Source organism: Pseudomonas sp. B21-021, from assembly GCF_024749205.1.
GTDB classification, from domain to species: domain Bacteria; phylum Pseudomonadota; class Gammaproteobacteria; order Pseudomonadales; family Pseudomonadaceae; genus Aquipseudomonas; species Aquipseudomonas paraglycinae.
This window is the reverse complement of sequence record NZ_CP087192.1, coordinates 4,199,458-4,212,082: the sequence shown is the minus strand read 5'-3', so window position 1 is coordinate 4,212,082 and position 12,625 is coordinate 4,199,458. Positions and strand designations below refer to the sequence as shown.

11 protein-coding genes are annotated in these 12,625 nt (G+C 61.8%); 6 read left to right on the top strand and 5 right to left on the bottom strand.

Going from position 1 to position 12,625, the window contains the following annotated elements:
* Positions 1-118 precede the first annotated feature (118 nt).
* Complete coding sequence (locus LOY31_RS18835; protein WP_221533193.1) at positions 119-1,990, top strand: SurA N-terminal domain-containing protein; 1,872 nt, start codon at positions 119-121, stop codon at positions 1,988-1,990.
* A 60-nt stretch (positions 1,991-2,050) separates the two neighbouring features.
* Here LOY31_RS18835 and LOY31_RS18830 read toward each other — a convergent pair whose 3' ends face one another.
* On the bottom strand, positions 2,051-3,256 hold the full coding sequence (locus LOY31_RS18830) for an MFS transporter (protein WP_258712025.1): 1,206 nt from the start codon (positions 3,254-3,256) through the stop codon (positions 2,051-2,053).
* A 122-nt stretch (positions 3,257-3,378) separates the two neighbouring features.
* Here LOY31_RS18830 and LOY31_RS18825 point away from each other — a divergent pair, with 122 nt between their 5' ends.
* The 3 genes from LOY31_RS18825 (at position 3,379) to LOY31_RS18815 (ending at position 5,557) form a co-directional block, all read left to right on the top strand.
* Positions 3,379-4,278 (top strand): LysR family transcriptional regulator, encoded by a 900-nt coding sequence (locus tag LOY31_RS18825; RefSeq protein WP_221533195.1) that lies wholly within the window; start codon positions 3,379-3,381, stop codon positions 4,276-4,278.
* 93 nt (positions 4,279-4,371) lie between these two features.
* The gene (locus LOY31_RS18820; protein WP_221533196.1) at positions 4,372-5,241 is read left to right on the top strand and encodes a DUF2242 domain-containing protein; all 870 of its coding nucleotides are present in this window, start codon (positions 4,372-4,374) and stop codon (positions 5,239-5,241) included.
* 127 nt (positions 5,242-5,368) lie between these two features.
* The gene (locus tag LOY31_RS18815) at positions 5,369-5,557 is read left to right on the top strand and encodes a hypothetical protein (RefSeq protein WP_127798821.1); all 189 of its coding nucleotides are present in this window, start codon (positions 5,369-5,371) and stop codon (positions 5,555-5,557) included.
* 4 nt (positions 5,558-5,561) lie between these two features.
* Here LOY31_RS18815 and LOY31_RS18810 read toward each other — a convergent pair whose 3' ends face one another.
* The gene (locus tag LOY31_RS18810; protein ID WP_258712024.1) at positions 5,562-6,602 is read right to left on the bottom strand and encodes an AraC family transcriptional regulator; all 1,041 of its coding nucleotides are present in this window, start codon (positions 6,600-6,602) and stop codon (positions 5,562-5,564) included.
* Positions 6,603-6,605: 3 nt separating this feature from the next.
* Complete coding sequence (locus tag LOY31_RS18805; protein WP_221533198.1) at positions 6,606-7,736, bottom strand: nitrilase-related carbon-nitrogen hydrolase; 1,131 nt, start codon at positions 7,734-7,736, stop codon at positions 6,606-6,608.
* A gap of 204 nt (positions 7,737-7,940) precedes the next feature.
* Here LOY31_RS18805 and LOY31_RS18800 point away from each other — a divergent pair, with 204 nt between their 5' ends.
* On the top strand, positions 7,941-9,980 hold the full coding sequence (locus LOY31_RS18800) for an NADPH-dependent 2,4-dienoyl-CoA reductase (RefSeq protein WP_258712023.1): 2,040 nt from the start codon (positions 7,941-7,943) through the stop codon (positions 9,978-9,980).
* A gap of 41 nt (positions 9,981-10,021) precedes the next feature.
* Positions 10,022-10,930, top strand: coding sequence for a 1-aminocyclopropane-1-carboxylate deaminase/D-cysteine desulfhydrase (locus LOY31_RS18795; RefSeq protein ID WP_258712022.1), 909 nt, complete (start codon positions 10,022-10,024; stop codon positions 10,928-10,930).
* On the opposite strand, the gene LOY31_RS18790 is transcribed toward LOY31_RS18795, so the two are convergent.
* Both LOY31_RS18790 and phnX read right to left on the bottom strand, forming a co-directional pair.
* The gene (locus LOY31_RS18790) at positions 10,927-11,481 is read right to left on the bottom strand and encodes a cytochrome b (protein WP_221533201.1); all 555 of its coding nucleotides are present in this window, start codon (positions 11,479-11,481) and stop codon (positions 10,927-10,929) included. The two genes, LOY31_RS18795 and LOY31_RS18790, sit on opposite strands and share 4 nt — an antisense overlap.
* Positions 11,482-11,677: 196 nt before the next feature.
* Complete coding sequence (gene phnX, locus LOY31_RS18785; protein WP_115078526.1) at positions 11,678-12,505, bottom strand: phosphonoacetaldehyde hydrolase; 828 nt, start codon at positions 12,503-12,505, stop codon at positions 11,678-11,680.
* Between the last annotated feature and the right edge of the window lie 120 nt (positions 12,506-12,625).

Here is a 12,625-nt window from a genome sequence, read left to right as displayed (position 1 = left end):
CCTGTCCGCTCCGCCAGTTACGAGAAGGCGCATCCTCGGATGCGCCTTTCTTCTATCCGGATTCTACCCACGCTCCACGGTTGCCTAATTTTGAAGTTCAACCGTTTCTGGGGGACGCATGCTGCAGAATATCAGGGACAATTCACAAGGCTGGATTGCCAAGACCATTATCGGAGTCATCGTTGCACTGATGGCTCTGACCGGTTTCGACGCCATTTTCCAGGCCACGACTCACAAGAATGAGGCGGCCAAGGTCAACGGTGAAGAAATCAGCCAGAACGAGCTGAGCCAGGCGGTGGATATGCAACGCCGTCAGCTGATGCAACAACTGGGCAAGGATTTCGACGCTTCCTTGCTGGACGAAAAAATGCTGCGCGAATCGGCCCTCAAGGGTCTGATCGATCGCAAGCTGCTGCTGCAAGGCGCAGAACAATCGAAATTCGCTTTCTCCGAAGCGGCCCTGGACCAAGTGATCCTGCAGACGCCTGAATTCCAGGTCGACGGCAAGTTCAGCTCCGACCGTTTCGATCAGGTGATCCGTCAACTGGGCTACAGCCGCATGCAGTTCCGCCAGATGCTGGCTCAGGAAATGCTGATCGGCCAACTGCGCGCCGGTGTGGCGGGCAGCGGTTTCGTGACCGACGCTCAGGTGCTGGCCTTCGCCCGTCTGGAAAAACAGACCCGCGACTTCGCTACGCTGAACATCAAGGCTGACCCTTCGGCCGTCAAGCTGACCGATGACGAGGTCAAGGCTTACTACGACGAGCACGCCAAGGAATTCATGACCCCGGATCAAGTGGTCATCGATTACCTGGAACTGAAGAAGGCTTCGTTCTTCGATCAGGTCGCCGTCAAGGACGAAGACCTGCAGGCGGCGTATCAGAAAGAGATCGCCAACCTGTCGGAACAGCGTCGTGCGGCGCACATTCTGATCGAAGTCAACGACAAGACCACCGAAGCTCAGGCCAAGGCGAAGATCGAAGAAATCCAGGCGCGTCTGGCCAAGGGCGAGAAATTCGAAGCGCTGGCCAAGGAGTTCTCGCAGGATCCGGGTTCGGCCAACAATGGCGGTGACCTGGGTTATGCCGGTCCTGGCGTTTACGATCCAGCCTTCGAGAAAGCCCTGTATTCGCTGAACAAGGATCAGGTGTCCGAGCCGGTTCGCACCGACTTCGGTTTCCACCTGATCAAGCTGCTGGGTGTCGAGGCGCCTGAAGTGCCGACGCTGGCCAGCCTGAAAGACAAGCTGACCCGCGAGCTGAAAACCCAGCAAGTCGAGCAGCGTTTCGTCGAGGCGACCAAGCAACTGGAAGACTCGTCGTTCGAAGCATCCGACCTGGCCCAGCCAGCGCAGGATCTGAAACTGACCGTGCACACCTCCAAGCCGTTCGGCCGTGAAGGTGGCGAAGGCGTTGCAGCCAACCGTGCCGTTGTGACTGCCGCGTTTAGCACTGAAGTGCTGGAAGAGGGTGCCAACAGCACCGCCATCGAGCTGGATCCGGAAACCGTGATCGTGCTGCGCGCCAAGGAGCACCTGAAGCCTGCTCAATTGCCGCTGGAAAGCGTGGCCACTGCCATTCGCGCCCAGTTGACCAAAGAGCACGCCAGCGCTGCTGCCAAGACCAAGGCGGAGCAACTGATCGCCAGTCTGCGTGATGGCAAGACCCCGCTGGACAAGGCGGTGGACGGTCAGAGCTGGAAAGTCACTGAAGCGGCGAACCGCGCTCAGGAAGGCGTTGATCCGGCAGTGCTGCAAGCGTTGTTCCGCATGCCGAAACCGGCCGCCAAGGACAAGCCGACCTTCACCAGCGTAACGCTGGCGGATGGCAGCCTGACCATCGTGCGTCTGAACGGCGTGAACGAAGCAGCGGCTCCGACCGATGAAGAGAAAGCGCAATACCGTCGCTTCCTCGCATCGCGTGTGGGCCAGCAGGACTTCGCGGCGTACCGCAAGCAGCTGGAAGCCGAAGCCGACATCAAGCGTTTCTGATGCCTGGTTGAGCCGCAAGACCCGAGCCCCGGATGAAAATCCGGGGCTTTTTTGTGCGCGCTATTCGGCGTTCGGGAAGCCATGGCTTCGGGCATTGACGGTCGCATACAGGGTCAGCAGCAACAGACCCGCGACAATCCACGGGTAAGTCCCGACGCCCAGGTTGTTCAGCAGCAGACCGCCCGCAAGTCCGCCGCCGGCAATGCCGACATTCCACAGGGTCACCAGCATCGATTGCGCGGTATCGGCAGCCTCCTTGGCAGTTTTTGCCAGGGCCGTCTGCAACAGCGAGGGCATCGCGCCGAACGCCAGGCCCCAGACGGCGGTGGCGGTGTAGACCACGCCCGGCGATTCGCGCCACAGGCCCAGTGCGATCGCTGACAGCAGGAACAGCATTGCACTGACCAGCGCCAACTGACGCAGCCAGCGATCAATCAGGCTGCCGACGATCCACAGGCTCAGTACCGACGCCAGGCCGAATACCAGCAACACTCGGTCGATTTCTCCGCCAAGTCCCGATGGCTCCAGAAATGGCGCGATGTAGGTGTACAGCAGGTTGTGCGCGACGACGTAGGACAAGGTTACAAACAACACGGATCGCACGCCCGGCAAGGTAAACACCTGACGCAGCGGCAGGCGTTTCCCGGCGCGTTCACCGGCGAAATCCGGCACTTGCCAACGCACCCAGATCACCAGCAGCACGGTCAGCCCGGTCATGATCGCAAAGCTCAGACGCCAGCCGACTGCCGTGCCCAGCAGCGTCCCGGCCGGAATGCCCAGTGACAGCGCAAGCGGCGCCCCGAGCATGGCCACCGTAATGGCCCGGCCCTGCAAGTGAGGGGCGACCATCCGGCTCGCGTACCCCGCCAACAAAGCCCAGAGCAGACCGGCGAATACGCCCGCGATCAAGCGTGCAATCAGGGTCAGCCAGTACAGCTCCGACAACGCAGTGATGCTGTTGGCGATGGCAAAACCACCAATGGCCGCCAGCAACAGCGGGCGTCGGCGCCAGCCTCGGGTGGCAATGGTGAGCGGAATCGCCGCCAGCATCGAACCAATGGCGTACAGAGTGACCAGTTGCCCGATCAGTGCCTGAGAGACATCAAGCCCAGTGCTCATCTGTGGCAACAGGCCGGCGGGCATCGCCTCGGTCAGCACGGTGATGAATCCGGCGGTGGCCAGCGCTAGCAGTGCGCCCAGCGGTAGTCGTTCGTCGTGCTGGACGCTATTGGTCAGCGGTGTAGAGGTGAGTTGCGCATCGTTCATGAACCAGCATCCCTTTTGCCGAGAAAGACGAAGGCCATAGGGTAGGGCGCTGCACATTCGGGAAAAACAGGTTAGGGTTCCGAACATCTCGGACAAGAATGTCGTGAATCAGGGAGGGATGAATGGACAGCCTGGGCAGTATTTCGGTGTTCGTGCAGGTGGCGGAAACCCGCAGTTTTACCGAGGCGGGCCGTTTGCAGGGTGTGTCTTCGTCGGCGGTCGGCAAAAGCATCGCCCGCCTGGAGGCACGGCTCAATGTGCGGTTGTTTCACCGCACCACTCGCAGCATCACGCTGACCAGTGAAGGCGCGCTGTTTCTTGAACGTTGCCGCAAGATCCTCGCCGAAGTGGAGGCGGCGGAATTTGAGCTGTGCGATGCCGCAGCGGCGCCTCACGGCAAGTTGCGGGTCAGCCTGCCGCAGGTGCATGACCTGGTGATGCCGGTCATGAACGAATTCATGGCGCTGTACCCGCAGATCGAACTGGATCTGGACCTGACTGATCGCATGGTTGATGTGGTTGAAGAAGGTTTCGACGCAGTGATTCGAACGGGTAAACCGCGAGACTCGCGACTGATGGCACGACCGTTGGGCGAGTTTCATATGGTGTTGGTGGCCAGCCCCGCGTACCTGCGCGAGCGCGGCGAACCGCTGACCCCGGCCGATCTGGCGGAGCACGCCTGCCTGCGCCATACGTTTCACGCCACGGGCAAACTGGAGCCCTGGCCGCTGAAGCGCGAGGAGGGCGCGCCCGAACCGACCCTGCCGACACGCCTTGTGAGTACGTCGATTGAGGCCGTGCGTCATGCGGCGCTGGCGGGCATGGGCATCGCCTGTCTGCCGGACTTCATGATCCATGAAGCGCAGCAGCAGGGTCGCCTGCAGCGCGTGCTGGAGGAGCATCTGGAGCACGTCGGGCAGTTCTGGGTCCTGTGGCCATCAAGCCGGCATGCAACCGCCAAATTGCGGGTGTTCATCGATCATTTATCGGCGCGACTTTTTCCTGTCGCCCATGACCGGTAGAGTTGTAACTGTTTTAAGACACTAATCCATACGCCGCGGGGCAGCGATCTGTTGCACAATACGCCCCGGACCGTTTTCCCCTCAGGATGTTTAATGTTGAATTCTATTCCCGTGCGTTTTTTCGGGTTGGCGTTGTTGCTGACCGCCGCTGCCGGCTGCTCCAAGGACAAGCCTATCTACGAGCATGAGAATTTCGACGACTCCGGCACCTTTTCGCGCAATTACCCGGTGACCGACACCGCCAGTTGCGAAGCGGCCCGCCGAGCGTTGCTCAGCCAGGGCTACATCATTACCAGCAATGACCCGAAGCTGGTCAGCGGGCACAAGAGCTTCCAGCAGACCGGTGAAACCCACCTGGAGATCAGCTTCAACGTGGTGTGCGCCGATGATGGCAGCGCCGGCCATCACGCCACCGTGTTCGCCAACGCCCTGCAGGACCGCTACGCGCTGAAGAAGACCAACAACTCCGCAAGCCTCGGTGTTGGCGTGTTGGGCTCGGTGTCGATGCCGATCGGCTCGTCTGACGATTCGATGGTCAAGGTGGCCAGCGAAACCGTGTCGTCGCAGAAGTTCTACGAGCGTTTCTTCACACTGGTCGAGCTGTTCCTGCCGGCCGACGCGAAGAAAGCCGCGCACATCACTGAAAAACCGAAGACCGATCTGGGTGTGCCGGAAGCCAAGGCGACACCGGCTCCGTTGGCCCCAGCTCCTGCGGCTGAACCGACTCCTGCGCCGACCCCGGCCCCAGCGCCGGCCACCGAGCCCGCTGCGGTACCAGCGCCTGCAGAAGCGACCCCGGCCAGTTCCGAGCCGGTAGCACCGCCGGCCGAAGCCGCGCCGATCACCCCGGCACCGGTTACCGAGCCTGCGCCCGCGACGGAAACCATCACGCCGCCGGCCAACCCGACGGACATTCCGCCGCCCTCCGAGCCGATCCCGGCCATGCCTGCCTCCGGGCAGTAAACTTCACGCCACGCGTCCGACCCCTGTCGGACGCGTGGCGTTTTGTTGTCTCCCTTGAGCTTCTTCCTGCAAGCCCCGTCGAAAAATTTCCCGCGATAAATTCCTGACCGCCTGCTACGTTTATTTCATGAAGGACGCGTTTCATTTTTCCTTCACACGGGCACTTTATGCTCGAGGCACTGGTCATTTGTTCCAGGCCATTTCAAGCAAGCGTCAGGGGGATTACGCAATGGATGACTATCAAGAAGAACTGCTCGAATTCCAGGCCTTTGAGCTGGATTCACCAGAGCCTGCGGAAGACGCTACAGAGCTGTAAGGCGTCAGCCTGTCTTGCGGTGACTGCGGCGAAATTCGCCCGGTGTCTGGCCGTTCCAGCGCTTGAAGGCGCGCTGGAAAGCTTCGGCCGAAGCAAACCCCAGCAGGTAGGCGATTTCACCGAATGCCAGTTCGGTGTCGCGGATGTAGGTCATCGCCAGATCACGGCGGGTGTCATTGAGGATCGCGCGAAACTGCGTGCCTTCCTCGGCCAGCTTTCGCCGTAACGTCCAGGTCGGCAGCTTCAGGCGTGCCGCCACTTCTTCCAGATCCGGTTCCCGGCCACCATTGAGCAAAGGCCCGAGCAATTGCGTGATGCGTTCGCGCAGGCTGCGGGTGCGGGTCAATTGCTCGAGTTCCCGTTCACACAAACCGAGCAAATGTTTCCAGGTGCTGGGGCAATGCTCCGGGTTGCGTTGGGCCAGGCTGGTGAGGCCCAGGCGCAGTTGATTGTGTTCGGCGCCGAACTGGATCGGGCACTCGCCCAGCACGGTGTAGGCGTCGCGATAGTCCGGGGCGTCGAATTCGATTTCGATCCGCTCGGCGCGCAAGGGCTCGGGGCTGACGCTGGACAACTGATGCAGCCAGCCGGCAATGATCGAATCCACCACAAAGCGGTTGTAGGCGTTGTACGGGCTGATCGAGTAGAAGCGCAGCCAAGCACCGCTGGCGTCCTCGTGGAAACTCGACTGGCCGCGATAGTTGGAGCCGTACAACGGTTCGAAGCGAGTCAGGCAGCGGGCGGCTTCACGCACGGTCGGCGCCTGCGCGGCGGTCACGCCGGCCAGTCCGGCCTGGCTCAGGCGACTGAGTTGGCCCATGCGCAAACCCAATGCCGGATCGCCGGTGAGCTGGATCGCGCCATGCCCCAGGCGCATGTAGCGCGGGATCGACAGACGCGCCCCGGCTTCGGCCAGTCGTGCGGCATCCAGGCCGTACTGTTCGAGCAATGGCAGCGGATCGACGTCATGGCTGCGCACGGCATCGGCCAGGCTATGGACGAAGCCCACCGACAGATCCCCGAGACGCATCGGCTGCGGTTTCATGGGTTACAACCAGAGGTTCAGCAGGCGCGCGCCACGGGCTTCGCTGTCAGCGAATTGCTGGCCGTTGCTGCTGAGGAAACTTTGCCCGGAACTCGGCTTGTCCCAGAACTGCCCGCGCAGGAACACACTCATGCCGGCCAGCGCCTTGCTGGCCGGCGGTTGCGCGGTCAGGGTCAGTTGGTGCCAGGCTTGGCCCTCGCTGACGTCTCCTGGTTTCAAACTGACCGAGTCCGGCACGCTCAAGCCTTTGTAGCCCTTCCACGGTTGATCCCACACGCCATAACCGACGACGAACGCGGGCACCGCGATCAGCTGCGCGCCTTGCTCGTCGAGTTTGCGGTAGTTGTCCGGATACCAACTGTCGCTGCCGATCAACACGCCGAGGCGTCCGGCCGGGGTGTCGATCACATTGATCCGGGAAGCTTCGCGGGTGCCGGATGGCTCGTCCTGATCGAAGATCGGACGCATCTGCCGCTGTGGCTGGCCGAGCGGGGCGCCATCGCGGCCAAACACTACGGTGCTGTTGTACAGCGCGCCACTGCCGGCCTTGAGCCGGCCATCGGTGATGTTCGGTTCAGGCAGCACGATCGAGCCGGCCACCAAAGTGATGTGGAATTCCTTGGCCAGACCGCCGAACAGCGCCTGATAGTCCTTGGCCATGTCCCGGGACTTCATGCGCAGGTGCGCGTCATCCAGACGACTGCTGCCCTTGGCGGTGAGCCAGGCGCGAGCAAATTGCACCGGGTTGCTCGCCGCCAGCCAGTTCATCGCTTCGGCGAGGGTGGCGGCCTGGTACAGCTCGTCTTTCTCGCCGCTGATCATCAGCCAGGTGCCGACATGCTCCGGCAGGATGACCACGGTTTTATCATTCAAGAGCCCCTGATCCTGCGCCTGCTGCAAATAGGCGGCGAGCTTGCGGTGCAGGCGTTCGGGGCTTTGGTAGTCGGTGGGGAACAGCTCGGGCTGGATGCCCAGCAGGTTGCCACGGTCGGCGGGCGTGCCCTGATCGACCGCGAGTTTGATCCGCAGGTCCGACAGGTAATGACCGGCCGGGCGGTCAGCCGCCCACATGGCGTAGAAGGTAAGCGCGGCGATGAGCGCCATGGAAAAAGTCAGGTACAGAAGTTTGCGCATGAAATCCAACAACAACCGGGTACAGGGTGTGCGGACAGGGTAGGGCGCCAGCCCCTGCTTGCCAAGGGGCGCTGCGCATTTGGATCAATAACTTGTCAGTTACGGTCATTGAGTGACAGCGATGCGACTCCTAATCTGTCGAACATGACTGACGGGGGACGCAGAGCTCCCGCATTTTCCGTGATCGCTGCTGTGGAGTTAACGATGACCGCCACTCAATACCCGCACCTGTTGGCCCCGCTGGACCTGGGATTCACCAAGTTGCGCAACCGCACCCTGATGGGCTCGATGCACACCGGTCTTGAAGAGAAGCCGGGTGGTTTCGAACGCATGGCGGCCTATTTCGCCGAGCGTGCCCGTGGCGGCGTGGGCCTGATGGTCACCGGCGGTATCGGTCCGAACGACGAGGGCGGCGTGTACTCCGGCGCGGCCAAGCTGACCACCGAGGAAGAAGCGCTCAAGCATCGCATCGTAACGCGCGCCGTGCATGATGCGGGCGGCAAGATCTGCATGCAGATCCTCCACGCCGGGCGATATGCCTACAGCCCGAAACAGGTTGCACCAAGCGCCATTCAGGCGCCGATCAACCCGTTCAAGCCCAAAGAGCTGGACGAGGAAGGCATCGAGAAACAGATCAGCGATTTCGTCACTTGCTCGGTACTGGCCCAGACCGCCGAGTACGACGGTGTGGAAATCATGGGCTCGGAAGGTTATTTCATTAACCAGTTCCTCGCGGCCCACACCAACCACCGCACCGACCGTTGGGGCGGCAGCTACGAAAACCGCATGCGCCTGCCGGTGGAAATCGTTCGCCGCGTACGTGAAGCGGTCGGCCCGAACTTCATCATCATCTTCCGCCTGTCGATGCTCGACCTGGTGGAAGGCGGCAGCACCTGGGAAGAAATCGTCACCCTGGCCAAAGCCATCGAGCAGGCCGGCGCGACCATCATCAATACCGGCATCGGCTGGCACGAAGCGCGGATCCCGACCATCGCCACCAAAGTGCCGCGTGCGGCGTTCAGCAAGGTCACGGCCAAGCTGCGTGGTTCGGTGAATATTCCGCTGATCACCACCAACCGCATCAACACTCCGGAAGTCGCCGAGCAGATTCTGGCTGAAGGCGATGCCGACATGGTTTCGATGGCGCGGCCGTTCCTCGCCGACCCGGACTTCGTCAACAAGGCTGCCGAGGGTCGCGCTGACGAAATCAACACCTGCATTGGTTGCAACCAGGCCTGCCTCGATCATACCTTCGGCGGCAAGCTCACCAGTTGCCTGGTCAACCCGCGTGCCTGCCATGAGACCGAACTCAACTACCTGCCGGTCAAGCAGATCAAGAAGATCGCGGTGGTCGGTGCCGGTCCTGCGGGTCTGTCCGCCGCCACCGTGGCCGCCGAGCGCGGGCATCAGGTGACCTTGTTTGATTCGGCCAGCGAAATCGGTGGCCAGTTCAACGTCGCCAAACGTGTGCCTGGCAAGGAAGAGTTCTACGAAACCCTGCGCTACTTCAAACGCAAACTGCAGACCACCAACGTCGAGGTGTGCCTGAACACCCGCGTCGATGTGGCAAAACTGGTCGAGGGCGGTTACGACGAAGTCATTCTGGCGACTGGCATTGCGCCACGTCTGCCGGCGATTCCGGGTGTCGAGAACGCCAAAGTGCTGAGCTATCTGGATGTGCTGCTCGAGCGCAAACCGGTCGGCAAGCGTGTGGCGGTGATCGGCGCCGGCGGTATCGGTTTCGACGTCTCGGAATTCCTCGTCCATGAAGGCGTGGCCACCAGTCAGGATCGCGCTGCGTTCTGGAAAGAGTGGGGCATCGACACGAATCTGGAAGCCCGTGGTGGCGTGGCCGGAATCAAGGCTGCACCGCACGCACCGGCGCGTGACGTGTTCCTGCTGCAACGCAAGAAATCCAAGGTCGGCGACGGCCTGGGCAAGACCACCGGCTGGATTCATCGCACCGGTCTGAAGAACAAGCAGGTGCAGATGCTCAACAGCGTCGAATACCTGAAGATCGACGACGAAGGCCTGCACATCCGCATCGGTGAAACCGGCGAGCCGCAAGTGCTGCCGGTGGACAACATCGTCATCTGCGCCGGCCAGGATCCGCTGCGCGAGCTGCACGACGGTCTGGTCGAAGCCGGGCAGAACGTGCACCTGATCGGTGGCGCCGATGTGGCGGCCGAGCTGGATGCCAAACGTGCGATCAATCAGGGTTCGCGTCTGGCCGCCGAGCTCTGATCCACCCTAGAATGCCGGCTCTTTGCACAGAGCCGGCCTTCATGTTTCTGCCTCCCACCGACTGGCTGGCCCCAGCCCCCCTCGAACCGCTTGATCTGAACTGGCTCACCGCCGCCGGCATTGAAGTCGCGATCCTGCGTCTCGACCGCATCGATCCGCTGATCAGCGGCAACAAGTGGTTCAAACTCGTCGAACATCTCAAAGCCGCCGACCGTGCGGGTGCCGAAGGCATCATCAGCCTGGGCGGTGCGCACTCCAATCATCTGCATGCACTGGCGGCTGCCGGCAAACGCCTGGGATTCGCCACGGTCGGGCTGTTGCGCGGGCATCCGCAAGACACGCCAACGGTCAGGGATCTGCAGGATTTCGGCATGCAGTTGCACTGGCTCGGATTTGGCGGTTATCGGGCGCGGCACGAGCCGGGGTTCTGGCAACCGTGGCAAGCGCAATACCCGACGCTGCATCCGGTGCCTGAAGGTGGTGGCGGTTTGCCGGGCGCGCAGGGTTGCGCGTCATTGAAGGAGCAGGTCAGTCAACAACTCGGCAAGCTCGGCTGGGACGACTACCACGGTTGGTGGCTGGCCTGTGGCACGGGCACCACGCTCGCGGGATTGGTGTTGGCCGAGGCCGGACAACATGCGGTGTACGGCGCAATGGCCGTGCCCGACGATCACGGCGTCGCAGCCAATGTCGAGGCGATTGTGGGCAAGGCTGGAGGCTACGAACTGATCGACGCCAGCCGTGGGGGTTTCGCCAAGGTCGATCCGGCGTTGCTTGAATTCATCGCGCAAACCGAACAGGCCAGCGGCATTCCCCTCGAACCGCTGTACACCGGCAAAGCCTTGCTGGCGCTCAAACAACAGATCGAAGCGGGCCGCTTTGCCCGGGGTTCACGCTTGATCTTCGTCCACACCGGCGGCTTGCAGGGCCGGCGCGGGCTCGACAGTTAACCCTGGCTGCGCTTGGGCATCATCCGCAGCAACGTGTTATCGCGCACCACGTAATGGTGATAGATGCCCGCCAGCGCATGCAGGCCGATCAGCCAGTAGCCGATGGTGCTGATCAGCACATGCCAGTGCTCGACCTCTTTGGCGAACACCTTGTCTTCACTCACCAGCAACGGCAGGTCGAAACCGTAGAACATCACCTGATGACCTTCGGCGCTGGTGATCAGCCAGCCGAGGATCGGCATGCTGATCATGAACAGGTACAAGGCCCAGTGCATCAGGCGTGCGAGGGTGGTTTGCCACTGTGGCGAGGCCGGGAAGATTTTCGGCGCCGGGCCCAGGCTGCGGGCGAACAGGCGAAACCAGACCAGCACGAACACAGTCAGCCCGAGCATGTAATGCACTTCGCGGATCAGCGTGCGGCCACCGCTGCCCTTGGGAAACAGCCCGCGCAATTCCATGCTGGCGTACACCAGTACCAACAGCACCAGCATCAGCCAGTGCAACAGGATCGACACGGTGCTGTAACGGGATTCGGAATTTGTCCACGGCATACGGCGTTCCTCACGGTTCAGGGCTCAAGCGTGCCGTTCTGCGACGGCATGCCTTAACTGTAATCCCCTTTGGCGCGTTTGCCCGAGGCTAAAAAAGCTTTCACTGAGCTGCGTCAGCGATTTGACTGAAAACACCCATGAAAAAACGCCAGTGTCGGGCAGACACTGGCGTTTTTGTTTGCCGCGATGGATGCAATCAGCTGCTTTGCGGCATCTCGCCATTGGCCAGGCGCTTGTTGATGTCGGCGATCACTTCCGGCAGATCGCTGATGGTGTCGATCATGTAGTGCGGGCGCGATCCTTCGAACAGCGCGTGAATGCGCTTGCGCTCGCTGGCCAGCGCGTCGCTGCCCAGTGCGCGATAGCCTTCGTAATCCAGGCCCAGCGCGTTGCCAGAGCAGATCAGCGCCACGGTCCACATCCCGGCGCGACGGCCTTCGAGAATGCCTGGCACGGTGTCGTCGATCTTCACGCAGGCAGCGACATCATCGATGCCCAGCGCAATCACGTTGGCCAGCGCCTGGGCTGGCCATGGGCGGCCGTTCGGCACTTCGTCGGTGGCGACGACGTGGTCGGCGACGTAGCCGTTGGTGGCGGCGAGTGCCACAACCTTGTCCATCACCTGCTTCGGATAACCCGAGCAGGAACCGATCTTGATCCCTTGCTGACGCAGGTTGGCGATGGTCTCCAGCGCGCCGGGAATCAGCGCCGAGTGCTCGGCGATTTTCTCGATCTGCAGCGGCATGAAACGGTTGTAGATCGCGGTCACGTCATCGTCGGTCGGGGTGCGGCCGAACGCCTTGCGATAGCGCTCGGCAACCTGCGGCTGATCGCACAGGGTGCGGATGTGATCCCACTTGCCCATGCCCATCGGGCCACGGGCCTCTTCGATGGAGACCTGGACGTCGAACTCGGCGAAGGCTTCAACGAAGATCTGGGTCGGTGCGAAAGAACCGAAGTCGACCACGGTGCCGGCCCAGTCGAGGATGGCGGCTTGCAGCTGGGTTGGGTTGTTGTAGTTCATGGCAAAGATTCCTGTGATAACACGCAATTCGGAGTTCGCTGTCCCTGTGGGAGCGGGCTTGCCCGCGATGGCGGTCTGACATTCACCATGGATGTCGACTGCCAGGGCCTCATCGCGGGC